This is a genomic window from Staphylococcus sp. NAM3COL9, from assembly GCF_001431205.1.
Classification (GTDB): Bacteria; Bacillota; Bacilli; order Staphylococcales; family Staphylococcaceae; genus Staphylococcus.
In genome coordinates, this window is record NZ_LGPC01000011.1 from 452,766 (window position 1) to 469,024 (window position 16,259).

General features: G+C 30.3%; 19 protein-coding genes and 1 riboswitch. All 19 genes read right to left on the reverse strand.

Features of this window, described 5'->3' with window-relative positions:
• Positions 1-10: 10 nt before the first annotated feature.
• Complete coding sequence (gene gcvT, locus ACA31_RS05105; protein ID WP_057512283.1) at positions 11-1,102, reverse strand: glycine cleavage system aminomethyltransferase GcvT; 1,092 nt, start codon at positions 1,100-1,102, stop codon at positions 11-13.
• Positions 1,103-1,177: 75 nt separating this feature from the next.
• Positions 1,178-1,284, reverse strand: a riboswitch (glycine riboswitch).
• Complete coding sequence (locus ACA31_RS05110) at positions 1,281-1,796, reverse strand: shikimate kinase (RefSeq protein WP_057512284.1); 516 nt, start codon at positions 1,794-1,796, stop codon at positions 1,281-1,283. Its footprint overlaps the riboswitch before it by 4 nt.
• 164 nt (positions 1,797-1,960) lie before the next feature.
• Complete coding sequence (locus ACA31_RS05120) at positions 1,961-2,341, reverse strand: competence type IV pilus minor pilin ComGF (RefSeq protein ID WP_172793151.1); 381 nt, start codon at positions 2,339-2,341, stop codon at positions 1,961-1,963.
• 318 nt (positions 2,342-2,659) lie between these two features.
• A complete protein-coding gene (gene comGD / locus ACA31_RS05130; RefSeq protein ID WP_057512288.1) occupies positions 2,660-3,106 on the reverse strand; it encodes a competence type IV pilus minor pilin ComGD in 447 nt (148 codons plus the stop codon).
• The gene (gene comGC, locus ACA31_RS05135) at positions 3,084-3,410 is read right to left on the reverse strand and encodes a competence type IV pilus major pilin ComGC (protein ID WP_057512289.1); all 327 of its coding nucleotides are present in this window, start codon (positions 3,408-3,410) and stop codon (positions 3,084-3,086) included. Before comGC ends, comGD begins: the two co-directional genes overlap by 23 nt.
• 15 nt (positions 3,411-3,425) lie before the next feature.
• Positions 3,426-4,493 carry a competence type IV pilus assembly protein ComGB gene (gene comGB / locus ACA31_RS05140; protein WP_057512290.1) on the reverse strand — a complete coding sequence of 356 codons (1,068 nt, stop codon included), beginning with the start codon at positions 4,491-4,493 and terminating at the stop codon, positions 3,426-3,428.
• Positions 4,465-5,439 (reverse strand): competence type IV pilus ATPase ComGA, encoded by a 975-nt coding sequence (gene comGA, locus ACA31_RS05145; protein ID WP_057512291.1) that lies wholly within the window; start codon positions 5,437-5,439, stop codon positions 4,465-4,467. The genes comGB and comGA overlap by 29 nt, the downstream gene beginning before the upstream one ends.
• A gap of 100 nt (positions 5,440-5,539) precedes the next feature.
• Positions 5,540-6,163, reverse strand: a complete 624-nt coding sequence (locus ACA31_RS05150; RefSeq protein WP_057512292.1) for an MBL fold metallo-hydrolase — start codon at positions 6,161-6,163, stop codon at positions 5,540-5,542.
• A gap of 1 nt (position 6,164) precedes the next feature.
• Positions 6,165-6,488: an MTH1187 family thiamine-binding protein gene (locus tag ACA31_RS05155; protein ID WP_057512293.1), complete on the reverse strand. Its 324-nt coding sequence runs from the start codon at positions 6,486-6,488 to the stop codon at positions 6,165-6,167.
• Complete coding sequence (locus tag ACA31_RS05160; RefSeq protein WP_057512294.1) at positions 6,488-7,474, reverse strand: glucokinase; 987 nt, start codon at positions 7,472-7,474, stop codon at positions 6,488-6,490. Before ACA31_RS05160 ends, ACA31_RS05155 begins: the two co-directional genes overlap by 1 nt.
• An 882-nt stretch (positions 7,475-8,356) precedes the next feature.
• Positions 8,357-8,557 carry a YqgQ family protein gene (locus tag ACA31_RS05165; protein ID WP_057512545.1) on the reverse strand — a complete coding sequence of 67 codons (201 nt, stop codon included), beginning with the start codon at positions 8,555-8,557 and terminating at the stop codon, positions 8,357-8,359.
• Positions 8,541-9,998 carry a rhomboid family protein gene (locus ACA31_RS05170; protein ID WP_057512295.1) on the reverse strand — a complete coding sequence of 486 codons (1,458 nt, stop codon included), beginning with the start codon at positions 9,996-9,998 and terminating at the stop codon, positions 8,541-8,543. Before ACA31_RS05170 ends, ACA31_RS05165 begins: the two co-directional genes overlap by 17 nt.
• A gap of 14 nt (positions 9,999-10,012) precedes the next feature.
• Positions 10,013-10,552: a 5-formyltetrahydrofolate cyclo-ligase gene (locus ACA31_RS05175; RefSeq protein ID WP_057512296.1), complete on the reverse strand. Its 540-nt coding sequence runs from the start codon at positions 10,550-10,552 to the stop codon at positions 10,013-10,015.
• A 150-nt stretch (positions 10,553-10,702) separates the two neighbouring features.
• A complete protein-coding gene (rpmG, locus tag ACA31_RS05180; protein ID WP_002483181.1) occupies positions 10,703-10,852 on the reverse strand; it encodes a 50S ribosomal protein L33 in 150 nt (49 codons plus the stop codon).
• Between the two features lie 130 nt (positions 10,853-10,982).
• Positions 10,983-13,034, reverse strand: a complete 2,052-nt coding sequence (locus ACA31_RS05185) for a peptidoglycan D,D-transpeptidase FtsI family protein (protein WP_057512297.1) — start codon at positions 13,032-13,034, stop codon at positions 10,983-10,985.
• A 122-nt stretch (positions 13,035-13,156) separates the two neighbouring features.
• A complete protein-coding gene (locus ACA31_RS05190; protein ID WP_057512298.1) occupies positions 13,157-13,756 on the reverse strand; it encodes a superoxide dismutase in 600 nt (199 codons plus the stop codon).
• A 468-nt stretch (positions 13,757-14,224) separates the two neighbouring features.
• Positions 14,225-14,638, reverse strand: a complete 414-nt coding sequence (locus ACA31_RS05195) for a Fur family transcriptional regulator (protein WP_057512299.1) — start codon at positions 14,636-14,638, stop codon at positions 14,225-14,227.
• Positions 14,628-15,488 carry a metal ABC transporter permease gene (locus ACA31_RS05200; protein WP_057512300.1) on the reverse strand — a complete coding sequence of 287 codons (861 nt, stop codon included), beginning with the start codon at positions 15,486-15,488 and terminating at the stop codon, positions 14,628-14,630. The genes ACA31_RS05195 and ACA31_RS05200 overlap by 11 nt, the downstream gene beginning before the upstream one ends.
• The gene (locus ACA31_RS05205; RefSeq protein ID WP_057512301.1) at positions 15,485-16,258 is read right to left on the reverse strand and encodes a metal ABC transporter ATP-binding protein; all 774 of its coding nucleotides are present in this window, start codon (positions 16,256-16,258) and stop codon (positions 15,485-15,487) included. The genes ACA31_RS05200 and ACA31_RS05205 overlap by 4 nt, the downstream gene beginning before the upstream one ends.
• Position 16,259 lies beyond the last annotated feature (1 nt).

Below are 16,259 nucleotides of genomic sequence, written 5' to 3' on the forward strand. Positions count from 1 at the left end.
CCCCTTTGGATTATTTAGTAATTTGGTTTTTCTTAACAATTTTAGCTTTAAGTTGTCTTTTTCTAACTTGCACAATCACTTCTTTTCCCATTTCAAAAGCATCGCGATTGATTAAAGCTAGTCCAATTGACTTACCACTCAATGGCGACTGTGTACCAGAAGTGATTTCACCAATTTCATTGCCATCTAAATCATAGACTGTGTAACCAGTTCTTGGAATACCTTTGTCTATCATTTCTAAACCAACAGTTCTGCGTTTAGAACCATTTTCTTTTTGATCTTTTAGTACACTTTTACCAATAAAATCAGCTTCGATTAATGGTTTTGCAGCAAATGCAATACCAGCTTCATATGGTGTTATAGACTCCGTTAAATCTTGACCATGTAGGGGCAGTCCAGCTTCAAGTCTTAATGTATCTCTTGCACCTAAGCCACAAGGTTGTACATCGAATTCAAGAATTCTTTCCCATAAGTAAGATGTATCTTCTGCATTACAATAAATTTCGAACCCATCTTCACCTGTATAACCTGACTGCGAAAGAATTACATTCTTTCCAAAGAATTCAACGTTTTGTTTAAAATCAAAAGGTTTCATTTCTGCTATGTCAACGTTGACATGTTGTTTAACTAAATCACGTGCTTTTGGACCTTGAACTGCTAATTGACCATAATCATTTGACACATTAATCACTTCTGCATCAAAATTTGTAGCATTTTCTTTCATCCATTCAAAATCTTTATCTGTATTGCCAGCATTTACTACTAATAGATAAACTTTTTCATCTAATTTATAAGTAATTAAATCATCAATAATTCCACCGTTTTCATTACATAGCGCGGTATATTGAGCTTTAGTAGTAGTTACGTTTTCAATATCATTTGAAAGAAGATATTGCACTAATACATTTGCTTCAGAACCTTTAATAATAATTTCTCCCATATGACTTACATCAAACAAGCCAATTTCAGTTCTTACTGCATTATGCTCTTCTTTTATACTTGAAAACTGAACTGGCATTGCCCAGCCACCAAATTCCACGATTTTAGCCCCGCTATCAACAAAATTTTGATAAAGCGGTGTATGTTTTAGTTCGTTAGACATGAAGAAACCTCCTAAAAATTTTATAAAAAAAAACAGGGTAGATTAATCTACCCTGTTTAAGATACTCCAGGAATGCGTCACAGTATTATCCTTTTGCCTGAGAGTTTCGTTAAACTTGCACCTTCGGCGATGGTCTAATGTTATATATAATATAACCTGCCATTCTCTCTAATACTGGTCATTCGCATGTTAACTCTTCCATAATTTCTTTGTGTAAATCTGAAAGAGAATTACTACTATTCACTTTTATGAATGCGATTTCATTATATCTTGAAACCCTAGATGAATACAAGCTTTTTAAATCGAAAAGTGATTTATTATTAGCATTCGGTCTATTGTTATCATTCTTGATTCTATTGTAAACAATTGTCAAATCACAATCTAACCAAACAATCTTAGTTTGTTGCTTTAAAAAAGCATATGATTTATCGCCTTCTATAATCCCACCACCAGTAGAAATGATATCAAAACAATCTATACATTGTTTTAAATACTTATATTCTAGTGATCGAAAACCACTTTCACCTAGTTGATCAAAAATATTAGGAATTGTTTTGTTCTCTTGTTGAATGATATAGGCATCTAAATCAACATAAGTGAGATGATCAGCTTTAGCAAGATATTTACCTAAAGTTGTTTTGCCAGTCCCCATAAATCCTATAAGGATAATTGGCTCTAAAATGTTATTTTTCAAAAATATCTTCCTTTTTTATAAATAAGTTGATTTGTTTTTCATAATAAGATTCAATATTGTCTAACGTTTTTAGCTGAATGCTAAATTGAAAAGTGTAGTTTGCTATTAAAGATAAATATAGCATAAATATTACCATCACAAAAGGATATATGTAGCCCGATATGTTAAAAATAAATTTGTTTTTCAAATGTCTTGTCCTTATCAAATATTTTCAAGTTAACAAGTAAAGATTTATTTTTTAAAATTCGATATTTTATGGTCTTTACGTTATTAAGTAACGTGATATTTCCATTTCCATTAATGGACTTAATAATTTTGTTGTTTTTAAAGTTATAAGATATAAGTTTATTTTTCTCTTTAATCAAAAGTTGAGTTTCTTTTGATTTATCTGTAATTATATCAGCCCTTTTATCCATTAAATCTTGAGTTAAATCTCTCGCAAAAAATTCACTTTCTATATTAAGATGATCATTATTTAGAACACTAAAGGCTGTAGTTGATTTGAATAATGGGGGCATTATAGTTAGTAATAATATAGTTATCATTAATGCAAAAAGCACCTCGATATAAGTGAAAGCATTATTTTTTTATAATAGCAAATTTCATTTTTTGTTTCCTTTTTTATTATACAAATTTTATTTTCTTTCAGAGTTAAACTATATACGTCCAAAATTATACCTCTTTTTAATTCAGATGTACTGTAGTTATGAATTGAAAGTAATAGGATTCTTTTCATTTCAATTTCTGATAATTTTTCTTTTGTAGCTTGATTTAGTTGTAATAACATTGGTAAAAACAATATACAGATAGTAGTGATGATTGAGAAAGAGATAATAGCATCTAAAAATAATGAAGCATTGACATTATATTTTTTCAAATCTTATCGTTCCTTTTTCAATGTGGAAAATAATTTTATATAATCGGTTGTTTCTAGATAGGTAAAGTGTTCCGAATTTATTAGTGTCTCCATTTTTATCAAAGGTTAAATAGTTTATATTTGTTTTCGGATGAATATAAGTATTTTTAGTTAATTTTATAGGAAAATTTTCATGTTGAGGTTCTCTAACAATAATTTTCGAGGAAAAAGTGTTAAATATTAAAGTAATTGGTTTATTATCTTTAATTGCTTTTGATTTTAAATAATTAAATTGCATAATTAGATTAGTCATAGAATGATTATTTGATTGGAGTGAGGAATTATTTATAGAGATGTGTCTTACTTGTAAAAGTAATAACAAACTCACTATACCTAAAACCAATATCATTTCTATATAAGTAAACGCCTTACTAGTCAGCAACTGCTTCACCATTATTTATCGAAATAGTTGAACCGGTTTTACATCGCTTTTGACTTTCGTTAATATATCCTTCTGATACAAGATCATTAATTGATGTTGGCTTTTTATTATATTTTAATGAATAAGCTTCAATTTGACTGTCTACCATTTTCAGTTGAGCTTCACAACCAGTAGATTGTATATGTGAAGATTGTTTTGCAATGTTAGGTATGATTAAAATAAGTAATAAACTTATGATTAATAAAACAAGCAACATTTCAATAAGTGTAAATGCTTCTTTATTAAATAGTTTTTTATAGTTTTTAAAAAAATGCATATGCCTCTTTCCTTTTCATTTAATTGATTGCATTAAATCAAACATTGGTAACATAATAACGAGATATAAAGATACGATGAGAAAAGCTAATAATGTAAAAATACAAGGTTGGATGAATTTTATGAGGAGGTGCAAATAACGTTCTATTTGTACAATAACCATCTCGCTATATAATTTTAATTCTATTTCAACTCTACCTTTTTTCTCGCCTTCTTCTATAAATTCTGTTAACCCTTTTTCAAAACAAGAGATTCTAGTTAAAATTTTACTGAGTGTTAATCCGTTTTGTGTTCCAAATGCTATTCGTTCAGCTAAAAATTTTAAATAATTATCATTGTGTTGTTGCGCATAAATTTCCACTATTTTTTGTAAGTTCACTCCATTTTTATAAAACAAAGAGAATTCAGAAGCAATTCGATATGTTTTATAAAGTTTGAAAAATTTACGTATGATAGGTATTGCTAAAACAAACTTATGTTTTTGCTGTATTGATAAAGTATTATAATAAAGAACTAATGCTATTGAAGTAAATAATAGAAATATAATAAGGTAAGTTATGAAAGTAGGAAAATAAACAATAAATGTCGCTAAAAATTGTTGTAAAGTCGATATTTGGACATTCATATTATTATATAGATTTTGGAATTCTGGAATAATAGTGTGATTTAAAACGATTAACATTGTTATGAATACTGTTAATAATAATAATGGATATTGTAGTGTTTTTAATAACGCTTTTTTAGCATTATAATTTCTCGATAAATAATCATGTGCATGAGCTAAACTCATAGGTAAATCACTAAATATCTCTGAGAAATAAATAAGCATCACAACAGGTTGTGGATACTTTAATATGTGAAGTATTTGGTGACAGTTTGCACCTTTTTTTAATTCTTCTTCAATTAATGCAGTTACTTTAGGTGATTTAATTTTAATATGTTTTAATAAAAAGCTAAAGGCTTCAGAAAGAGTGAATCCATGTTCTAGTAAATCTTTCAATCTTATTAAAAGTTCTATTTGATTTTTCTCGGTTATTATCTTATATTTAGGTATTTTAAATATAGCGATCAACAGTTTCTTCACAAATCATACCTTCTTTAGACATTTGGTTTAAATGAAATGATAAATTATGAAAATGCTTTGGTAATGTGTAATCATTATTAAAAAAATAACTTATTTCATGTTGCAGTAACTGTTCATAAATTAATTTTCTTTCACTGTTGTACGTTGTAATCAATCTTTGATTTAACACACTCAAAATAGATTGATTAATTTCTTGTTTTGTTATTCCCATTTCTAATAATCTTAATAACGTGCCCTTACAATTGTTAGCATGTATTGTACTTAGTACCAAGTGACCACTTAAACTTGCCTGTATTACATATTTTGCTATCGTAGAATCTCTAACTTCTCCAATAAGTATAATGTCTGGATCACACCTTAGTATAGCCTTAAAAGAACTCTCATAATTAATACCTGCTTTTTCATTGATAGAAACTTGAGTAATACCCTCAATTAACTGCTCAACCGGATCTTCTACTGTTATGATATTTAAACCCAACTTTTCTTTTGCATACAAAACCATATGATACATTAACGTGCTTTTACCAGATCCAGTTGGACCACTAAATAGTATTAAACCTTGCTTTTTATTCATTAATGTATACAATTTTTCAATATTATGGGAGATATTTTGCTTTTGAAAATATTGAGGAATGATTCTAACAACGCAACTTTCATTACCGAGAGACAATGGTAACGTAGAGATTCTTAAATAAAATATTTGTTTTAGTTTATATATGTATCTTCCACTTTGTGCAGAATTATGTTTTGATACATCTAATCCAGCGTGATATTTCATATAAGTAAGTAGTTTTCTATAAACATGTATCTGAATCGACTCAATAAAAATTAGTTCTTCCTGAATTCTAAATTTGATATGCACTTCCTTTTCAGAAGGTATAAAGTGTATATCAGTAGCATTTCTCTGAATTGCTTTCTCAAGCATATTGTTGAATAATAACTTCAAAAAAATCACCTCCTACTTATAAACACGTAGGAGATGATAGAATTACTTTATTTATTTTATTTTTCAACCATTTTATAATCTTAATTAACAAGACGATATATTAACCATGTAAATAAGGATTTAATTGCTCATCCTCTACTGTAGTATGTGGCCCGTGACCTGGGAATAATGGTAAATCATCGTCTAGTTCGAACAATTTTTCTAGTATTGAATTAACTAAAGTTTCATAATCCCCTTTATATAAATCAGTTCTGCCTATGCCTTGATTGAACAATGTATCACCAACAACCGCAAATTCATTAAAAACGAATGATAAACTACCTGGAGAATGTCCAGGCGTGTGAAGAACTTCGAAATTAAAGTCAGCGATTTGTACTTTACCTTCTTTAAGTTCTATCGGTGTCGCTTTACTCTTTATTATGGGCATGCCATATTGTTTGAAGTTTTCAGAACCATTTTTTTCTGTATCTGTTAAAAAATCAAATTCTGATTTATGCATATAAACTGGTACATCATATTGTTTTATAATATCATCTAGCGCACCAATATGATCAAAATGTGCGTGTGTTAGCAATACGGCCTTTAGCGATTTATTAATTTGATTTAGTTTTTTAATAATTAACTCGCTATCACTAGCAGGATCTACTAAAATAACTTGCTTATCATTTTCAATAAAATACGTGTTTGTATCAGCTAAACCTAAGCTTAAACTCGAAATCCTCACCCTAGTTGCCTCCATTTTCCAAATGATTTTGGACAGCTTTTATCTTATCATTCATTTTACGAGATTTATCACGACGATCATCAATTCTTATATTCGTGCAGACACGGTCTAAGCCTTTATCAAAAGGTAATTCATGAATTGCTTGAACAACCTCAAATAAATCTTTTAAGTCACCTTCGATTAATGTGTTCATAGGTGTCAATTGATAATCTATTTTGCCTTGGGCTTTATATTCTTTTAATTTTGTTTGTATTTCTGCAATATATTTACTAACACTTGGACCATCTGTACCAACTGGTATAACAACTACATCAACAATAGCCATTATTTAACACCATCCTTTTCAATTATATAAGTATAAATTAACCCAGCTGCTCCGGTGATACCAGCATCATTTCCAAGTTGTGCTTGAACTATTTCTGTACCTTGTTGTGCTGGTGTAAATGTTAAATTATGATACTCTGTTTTAATATTTTCAATTAATATCAAGCCAGCTGTGGACATGCCACCACCTAAAACAATATATTTAGGGTTACTTGTAACGCTAATAATACTACATAAGTAGGCAATATAATTTGCTACACGCTCAGTAATGAAAATACAGAATTGGTCTCCAGCCTTAGCTGCATCGAATACCGCTTTTGCACTTACTTCGTTATCTTTAATTAATTGCAAAATTGATGATTTAAATGTTAACTTAGGATAATAAAAATTGACTAAATTAACTACGCCAGTTGCAGACGCTACGGTTTCAATGCAACCTGACTTGCCACAATTACAACGGAAACGTTGATCATGATCTACTCTAAAGTGTCCGATCTCTGCACCAGAACCGTTATGACCGTGTACAATTTCTCCATTAGAAATAATACCGCCACCTAAGCCAGTTCCTAGTGTTATAGCCACAACATCATCTGAACCATTTCCAGCACCTTTATGTTTTTCACCTAATGCTGCAACATTTGCATCATTATCAACGTAAACTGGGCAATCTATAAACTGTTGGAATATATGTCGTACATTAACACTTTCAGTCCAATATAAATTAACTGCTCCATTTACTTCACCCGTTTCGAAATTCACTGGACCTGGGACACCTATACCAACACCAATGACGTTTGAAAAAGTATATTCAGATTCGTCTATATAATTTACGAAAGAATCATAAACGTTTTTTAGTAGTAAATAGCCAGTAGCATCAGACGTATCAGTATCAATTGACCATTTTGCTAGGCGATCAAGATTTTCGTCAAAAGCACCTAATTTACATGTTGTTCCACCAATATCTGCTGCTAATATGATTTTATTCATTTATTTATTCATCCTTCTCTGTTTTTTTGAAAGGGTTTGCTGTCTTTCACTGTAGTTCAAAAGCGCTTATACATCAAGGGTTTTGGAGATTTTACACCAATATGTACTCATGATTTTTTACCGTTTTTAAAATAATACGCCCTTTTTTGCCCTTAAAATATCATTAGATATTTCCTTATATACATTTTAATCTTAATCAATTCTCAATTGCAATTATAATGAACAAAACCCAGCTATTTAACTAGGTAGGACTTTACTAATATTTATCTAACTTCATACAAATAGAGTAATTGCTGATGAGCATCTCCTTTTCGTATATTAACTTTTACAAATCACTATCTTATATTTCTAAAATATTACTTATTTCTAGCAGTTAAACCATATTTCATAAGTATCACTCCATTTATAATGAGATTAGCTACCATCTATCTATCTTGTTCACCTTTATATTTTACAAAAATCACTTTGAATATTTCTTCAAAAATTATATGATTTCGTCCATCGTTTTCTGCATTATATCACTCTGTTCAATCAGTTTATGAAGGAATTATGTCTGAAGCATTTAGCATATTATAAGTAACACTTCGTGCTAACCGTGCCACTTACTATTCAATAAAGCCTCTCAAAAAGAGGATATGTTGAAATTAGACATAAATAAAAGCGTTACATCACATACATTCAGCCTCACTCTTATTCGTTTACTTGTAAAATGTATAAATCATACGCACGAAAAGACAACGCTACAAATATATACTTCTGTTATATGAAAAATGAACAAACATTTGATTAAAAATCTAGAAAGCATATCTAGTAACAAATTACGTCTTTTTAATCCATAAACAAATTAAAACCCCCATAAGCACAGTGGTTGCCGGGGGGATCTTATTTATTCATTCTTCTTTGATTTATAATTAATATACATTTCAAATATTCATCATTTGTTAATAATTTAAAATCGTGCAATGATTTTATTTCTTGTTCCATCATTTCATACATATCATTTTTGTCTTTAAAATATATAATAAAGCCAAACTTTTTTAAAAGCTGAAGTACATCATAAAAATTATTAATCTTTTGATTCACTATCATCGCTCAATTCTTTATTTAAATTAATATAATCATTATTACTTGAATCTGCCTTTAGCGCAGCTTTAATATATTTTTTTGCTTTATCATTATCTTCAAGAGACCTACTTGCAATCGCTAGTTGATAATTTAATAGACCGGAGTCAGGAAAATACCTTAAACCTCTTTCCCAAGTTGCGACACCTTCAGATTTTGAGTTTAGAGTTGCAATAATTAGTCCATGCAAATAATACGTTTCATCATCTGCATAGTGCTTATCTATCGTATCTTCAACCATATCTTTAGCTTCATTATATTGACCTTGCTTCATTTCATTCGAAATAATTGTATTATATATGTTATCTTCATTAATCGTAAAAATACGAATTTGTGCTGCAATAAACAATATAAGCATTAGAATTAACAAGAACCAAAAGCGATTTTGATTCGCTTTATAATAATGGCCGATTAATGTAATAAAAAGGCCACCTGCAAAGCCACCTATGTGTGCGACAATGTTAATATTTTGCATAAATAAAGATAATCCGATCATTATTACAAGAACAATTAGCAACTGACCAATAAGTTTACGATTAAACTGTTTCCCTACATACATAAATCCAAATATAGAGCCAATCAATCCGAATATTGCACCACTCGCACCTGCAGAAACAGTGTCAGTATTGAATGACAATGATGCAAAGTTACCAAAGAGTCCGGCAACAATGTAGATGACAAACATTCGCCAATGACCTACGATTGATTCCACAATTTTACCAAAAATGAATAAACTCAACATATTCATTAAAATATGTTCAAAATCATAATGTAAAAATATAGATGAAATCAATCTATACCATTCACCATGCACCACATTAAAGTGCACAAGTCCACCTACATCTAACATTTTCAAGTCTGAAAATCGATTTAAAAATAGAACCATTGCAAGCCAGATGATAATATTGATTGCAATTAATGTGTAGGTAACAGGAGAAAACTTCAACATATGTTTCTCAATAGGATTATTATTTAATGCACGTTGTTTATATTGATATTTTGTAAGTTTACTATCTCGATTATAAATTTTCTTCATTATGAAATTCGGCATAATTCTTTCAGCGTGACTTGCTTCTCTAATAATTTTCACTTTAAATTTAAGTGGTTGTATTTCATTTAAATTTTCATCAGTAAAAGCTTTATCAGTGAATATGTATAATTCATAATTTTTAGGTAAAAAATCTAAAAATGAAACGATATTCTCTTCGTTTTCTTGAATTCTACTTTTAGCAAACCTAACTTCTTGAGAGGAATTAGCACCAACTTCAAAGATAACAACAGATTGTTTTTTCTTGTTTGCTAACCAAATTTCACTATCATCTTGATTACGATGAACAATATGATAATTAAAATATTTAATCCAAGTGTAGATACACTTCCAATAAAGTTTTTCTGTAATCATTTCTGCCTCCATAATTAAGTTGTTGCTATTATTAATTTTTCAACGGGCTGATCATGTGTTTCAACCTCAAAGTCACCAAGTTGGAAGTCATAAAGTAAACTTATCGTCGGTTGTGTATTTTGACTTAAAAACTTATCAAAATATCCACCTCCGTATCCAATGCGATACCCACTATGATTAAATACTACGCCAGGTACAATTAATAAATCTAATTGATTTGAAATTTTCGTATCAGCTTCTACATGATTAATACCTTTATCATCTGGCCCGATGTGGTCAAGTCTATCTACATTTTTAAATGTCATTTCTTTACTTTGATAGTTTGTTTCAGGTACAAAAACAGTCTTACCTTCATTAAGCATTTGTTCAATGATAGAATATGTATTTACTTCATGTGGCATAGATAATACAATGCCTACACACTTTGCTGATTTATATTCACTCGTATCAAATAAATGATTTGCAAGATATTCATCTGAAGCGTTTTTTTGATTATTCGACATAAAAGATTTCATTAATCCAATTTTATCTTGGCGTAATACTTTTTTATTCATAACATACACCTTCCCGTTTATTATACTCCTGTTATTATAACGTTAATGAATTACAATGTCATTAAACTGCATTTTTTAAAAAAATAATTAATTTAGTCTGCATAAAAAAATAACCAGATTCTAATCAAAGAATCTGGTTCAAAATATAAATTATTTTGTTTCACGGTGCATAGTGTGTTTATTATCACGAGCACAATGTTTTTTCATTTCTATACGTTCAGGATTAGTACGTTTATTTTTTGTAGTAATGTAGTTTCTTTCTCCACATTCAGTACAAGCTAGAGTTACGTTTACGCGCATGCTAATTCCTCCTTACCTTTTCAAAATACGACCTACTAATCATACCATTTAGTTATAAAATTGAAAAGTATTAATTTTTCAATAAACACCACTATGTCGGTATTTTTGATAAATAGTGCCTTAAGATGATTTAATTTTTGTCTTTTTCTTTAAAATAATAGTTTATTACATCTTTACCTAAATCTCCTCCGTTTAACCAAGGTTCAGGTACGGGTTGATTGGTATATACGATTGAAAATGCTAATTTTGGATTTTTAATTGGTGCATAGCCAACATATGTTGCATTCACTTTAGGCTTGCCATCTTGGAATACTTCTGCTGTTCCTGTTTTACCAGCAGAAGGAACTACGGTATCCTTAAAGCTTGCATACCCTGTACCTTCTTCTTTATTAAATGCCATTTTAAACCCTTCTTGCACTTGGTTAACTTCCTCTTCGGTATTATTAACCTTGTTAAGCACATCACCTTTGAATTTCTCTTTTACTGGACCAAGTGTGTCTTTATTAGTAGCATCCCTTACTTCCAAACCAATATGTGGTTGTACTCTATAGCCATCATTAGCAATCGTAGAAACGTATTGTGATAATTGTAACGGTGTATATGTGTCGTACTGACCAATTGCTAAATCTAAAAAGTTACCTGGATTATTAGTTAAAGGTTCAATTTGTCCATTTGTCTCGTTAGGTAAATCAATACCTGTTTTAACACCTAATCCAACTTGGTTTAAACCTTTACGTAATTTTTGACCTGCTTCCGAAATATCTGAAGGCAATGTCATGTTTGGTGTATAAGCAGATCCAGCGATTTTCAATGCTGTTTTAAACATATAGACGTTGGAAGAATGCATCAATGCTTCTTTATCATTAATAGTCACTTTACCATCTTGGTTAAAGTAAGAACTTTTCTTAAGTCCACCAGAAAATTCTAATGGCTGGTCAATCATTTCATCGCCTACATCAATTGCACCATTTTGGTATCCAGCTAATAGCGTACCACCTTTTATAGATGAGCCTACTGCATATTGTGAAGTGAATGCACCGATGTCATAATCTGTTAAATCGCCATTTTTATCAATTTGTTTACCCGCCATTGCTAAGACATCACCATTGTTGGGATTTTGGACTACAATCATTGCATTATCCATATCCTTAGCACCTTCACTACGCAATTTGTCAATTTGTTTTTCTAGATACTCTTCAGTTTTTTGCTGCAGTTCTATATCAACACTAAGAACTAAATCATCACCACGTGAGCCCGGATTTATAACTTTCGAGTCAATAACATCTCCAGATTTATCCGTAGTATATTTCATTTCTTTCTTCTTACCTTTTAGAATGTCATCATATTGATATTCTAAATAAGATTTACCTACTCGGTCATTACGTGAATACCCTTTAGATAAATACTTTTCTGTTAATTCTTTAGGTATTCCTTCTTCACTTGTAGAAACATCACCAAATATCCCTCTCAATGTATCATCATATGGGTATTTTCTATCCCAATCCATCGTAGTATTTACTCCTGGCAATTCTGATAATTTTTGAGATACTGCTGCATATTCTTCGTCACTAACGTCTTCATTTTTAATCATTTGTGGATCTAAAGCCGATCCAGACATCATTTCTCTATATATAGATAAAATCTGCAAATCTTCATCAGTTAATGAATCGGTTTGTTTAGCACCAATCTTTTTATATAATGAATCATCATAGTCATCTTGAGAAATACTACCATCTTCTAATAACGCTTGTTCTTCTTTCATCAAATTTCCAGCTTTATTAGGGTGAATTTGAATCCAATAATCTTGCTTATCTCTATCTGTAATTTTATCTGTATCCATTTCAATTAAGCGAGACAAGTCTTTAGCAATTTTTAAAACTTCTGATTGGGTTGTTTTTCGGCCCCTTGCATATGTAATCGCCTTTTTAGATGCATTATCAACGAGAACTTTACCATTTCTATCTAAAATGCGACCTCTTGGCACAGCTTCATTAACAGTTAAATTCTCACTATTTTTAATAAGTTGCTCATAACGAGATCCTTCAGCAATTTGTAAATAACCCAATCTTAAAACAATTACTGCGAAAATGAATACAATAACACCAAAAATAAAACTGATTCTTTTATTCATTGTATTTCTAATCTTTTCATCATTTGATTTTTCTTTTAGTCTTTTTAGCAAAACAACATACCTCTATTCAAAAGTTCTCACTACAAATGATATATGAAATCAGACAATATTTCTATTATTTTAGTTAAAAAAAATGACGACCTTTGAAAAGGCCGTCATAATCGCCTGCTTAATTATTTAGCAGCGTTATATAATTCGTCAACTTTTTCCCAATTTACAACGTTCCAGAATGCACTGATATAGTCTGGACGTTTGTTTTGGTATTTAAGGTAATAAGCATGTTCCCAAACATCTAAGCCTAGGATAGGAGTTTTACCTTCAGTTAATGGGTTATCTTGGTTAGGTGTAGTAACGATTTCTAATTTACCATCGTTTACAACTAACCATGCCCAACCTGAACCAAAACGTGCTGCAGCTTGGTTAGCAAACTCTTCTTTGAATGCATCTAAAGAACCCCATTGTTCTTTAATTTTATCAACAACAGTACCTTTTTCTTCAGAGTTTGGAGTTAATAATTCCCAGAATAATGAGTGGTTTAAGTGACCTCCACCATTATTGCGAACAGCTGTTTGAATGTTTTCTGGTACACTGTCTAAGTTTGCAACAATTTCTTCGATTGATTTAGATTCTAAATCAGTTCCTTCAACTGCTGCGTTTAATTTAGTTACATAAGTGTTATGGTGTTTGCCATGGTGAATCTCCATTGTTTGTTGATCAATGTGTGGTTCCAATGCATCAAAACCATAAGGTAAGTTTGGTAATTCAAAAGCCATAAATAATCATCCTCCTAATTAATCTTAAATAAAGCATAACAAGTTATATTAATGACAACAATTAATATGCTTGTGAAAGCAATATATATCGCCATAAAATAATATTTGTCATCTTTAGTTCCTTTATTAGTATATCTCAAATCAGACCTATTTAAACATCTTTGACGAACTATTTTAAAAATTCAATTTAATTCATACTAACGGCCTATATTTAATCAACTAATTTTTAGTACAAAGAATTATTTTGTGATTTTTTACAAGTTATAAATAATTCGTTTTTGTAGGATTTTCTATTGTGTAATTTATTCATTCCTGTTTACCTAGCACATAAATAACGATAATTAAATATACAGACCATTAAATTCCTTATAAATCAACTTAGAATAATAATTTCAAACTAAAAAACAAGCCAAATGTCTTTATTAACATTGGCTTATTTTTTATACTCTGAGTTAGTTTAAAATTAACTTAAGCTTTTTGGCAACATTCACAAACACCATAAATTTCTAATTTGTGTGTATGAATATCTACTTGTGGTAAAAAAGCTTTAATTTGTTCAATTGGGCAAAAATCAATCACTTTAGTGTCACCGCATGATTCGCAAATAAAATGATGATGGTGATGATCTGTACAAGCAATTCTAAATTTCATCTCTCCATCAAGTTCTGTACCTTCTACAATTCCTAAATCTTTAAAAAGATGTAAGTTTCGATATATGGTATCAAAAGAAATACCCGGATAATTTTCATCCATTTTTTGTTGAATATGCTTTGCATTAATATATTTGTCTTCAGCAACGAAGATATCTACCATTTCTCGTCTTTTATTTGTATACTTATGACCGTTTGCTTTAATTATATCAATGGCTTCTTCAGTTTTCATTTTTAACAGCCCCTTTTACCGCTCTTATTTTAAATTTCTGGTACATCATCGTTATTGCAAGGATAAGCACAAGTAACACTACAATCACACCACCAGGAGAAATGTTCATATAAAATGCTAAGATTAACCCTCCTATGACTGACAGTTCTCCAATAACAACACTTAAGATGATTAACTGTTTAAAACCTTTCGTCATGCGCATTGCGATAGCTACAGGTAATGTGATTAACGCACTTACCAATAAGATGCCTACGACACGCATTGAAGCTGATATGACCATAGCCACAATAATTATAAATAGAAACTGTATCCATTTAGGGATACCAATGACTTTACTGTACTCCTCATCAAATGACAATATAAATAATTCTTTATAAAAAGATAATATGAAGGCAATCACAATGATTACAATAACAACTATAGTAACTAAATCACTTTCAGTTACTGCACTAATTGAACCAAAGAGTAAACCAACAATCTCTTGATTAAAACCATCAGCAAGAGAAATAAAAATCGCACTCAGTGCTATACCTGCACTCATAATGATAGGAATTGCAATTTCTTGATAATTACTGTAAGAAGTTCTAAGGTTTTCAATTAATAGTGCTCCTATAATAGCAAAAAGAATACCAAACCACATAGGATTTATAAATGTGAAAGCTGGTATAATCGTAACTACAAACATGCCAAATGAAATACCACCTAAAGTGACATGACTTAATGCATCAGCAATAAGTGATAACCTTCGTACAACAATAAAAGCACCGATTAATGGTGCAATAAGACCAATAAGGACACCACTTATTAAAGAGTACCGCATGAAATCAAAATTGAGTAACGCTTCTATCATGATGAACAACACTCCCTACTATGTTGGTGATCTACAAATTGAATAGGGTGTCCATATATCTTCGATATTTCAACTTCATCCAATGATTTGAAATCTTCAGTAGAACCATGAAAATGTAAATGTTTATTTAGACACGCTACTTCAGTAGCTGTATCAGCAACAACGCCAATATCATGCGTCACTAAAATTATTGTTACACCTTCATGTTTAAGTGTCTCTAGTGTTTCATAAAATTCACTTACATGCTTGGCATCGATTCCACTTGTAGGTTCATCTAATATCAACACTGACGGCTCGCTAATTAGCGCTCTAGCTATTAATACACGTTGCTGTTGTCCTCCTGAGAGTTCAGCTATGTTTTTATCTATCAAGTGTTCAATATTCAATCTTTTTAATACTTTTTTCACTTTGCCTTCATCAGTTTTATTAAACCATTGAAGCATTTTTTTACGTTTAGTTAGACCACTAATTACAACCTCTTTCACACTTGCTGGGAAACCAGCTTTAAAAGCTTGCGCTTTCTGGGAAACATAACTGATTTTTAGCATAGACTGTTTTCCATTGTAATCTTTACCATCAACATAAATTTGTCCTTTTTGTATAGACAATAATCCAAGTATAATTTTTAGCAAAGTTGATTTCCCTGCCCCATTTGGGCCGACAATTGCTAGAAATTCACCGCGATTAATTTTAATATTTATATTTTCAAGTACTTGTTTATTGTCAAAATAATAATCAATATTTTTTAATTCGAATACTGGCGTAGACATG

Bases quoted from the DNA above. Each gene is read 5' to 3' on its own strand.
- comGD (WP_057512288.1), bottom strand. From the start codon at position 3,106: ATGGTGAAGCAGTTGCTGACTAGTAAGGCGTTTACTTATATAGAAATG.
- ACA31_RS05160 (WP_057512294.1), bottom strand. From the start codon at position 7,474: ATGAATAAAATCATATTAGCAGCAGATATTGGTGGAACAACATGTAAA.
- ACA31_RS05175 (WP_057512296.1), bottom strand. From the start codon at position 10,552: ATGAATAAAAAAGTATTACGCCAAGATAAAATTGGATTAATGAAATCT.
- gcvT (WP_057512283.1), bottom strand. From the start codon at position 1,102: ATGTCTAACGAACTAAAACATACACCGCTTTATCAAAATTTTGTTGAT.
- ACA31_RS05205 (WP_057512301.1), bottom strand. From the start codon at position 16,258: ATGTCTACGCCAGTATTCGAATTAAAAAATATTGATTATTATTTTGAC.
- ACA31_RS05190 (WP_057512298.1), bottom strand. From the start codon at position 13,756: ATGGCTTTTGAATTACCAAACTTACCTTATGGTTTTGATGCATTGGAA.
- ACA31_RS05155 (WP_057512293.1), bottom strand. From the start codon at position 6,488: ATGGCTATTGTTGATGTAGTTGTTATACCAGTTGGTACAGATGGTCCA.
- ACA31_RS05120 (WP_172793151.1), bottom strand. From the start codon at position 2,341: ATGATAACTATATTATTACTAACTATAATGCCCCCATTATTCAAATCA.
- ACA31_RS05200 (WP_057512300.1), bottom strand. From the start codon at position 15,488: ATGATAGAAGCGTTACTCAATTTTGATTTCATGCGGTACTCTTTAATA.
- rpmG (WP_002483181.1), bottom strand. From the start codon at position 10,852: ATGCGCGTAAACGTAACTCTAGCTTGTACTGAATGTGGAGAAAGAAAC.
- ACA31_RS05170 (WP_057512295.1), bottom strand. From the start codon at position 9,998: ATGATTACAGAAAAACTTTATTGGAAGTGTATCTACACTTGGATTAAA.
- ACA31_RS05195 (WP_057512299.1), bottom strand. From the start codon at position 14,638: ATGAAAACTGAAGAAGCCATTGATATAATTAAAGCAAACGGTCATAAG.
- comGC (WP_057512289.1), bottom strand. From the start codon at position 3,410: ATGCATTTTTTTAAAAACTATAAAAAACTATTTAATAAAGAAGCATTT.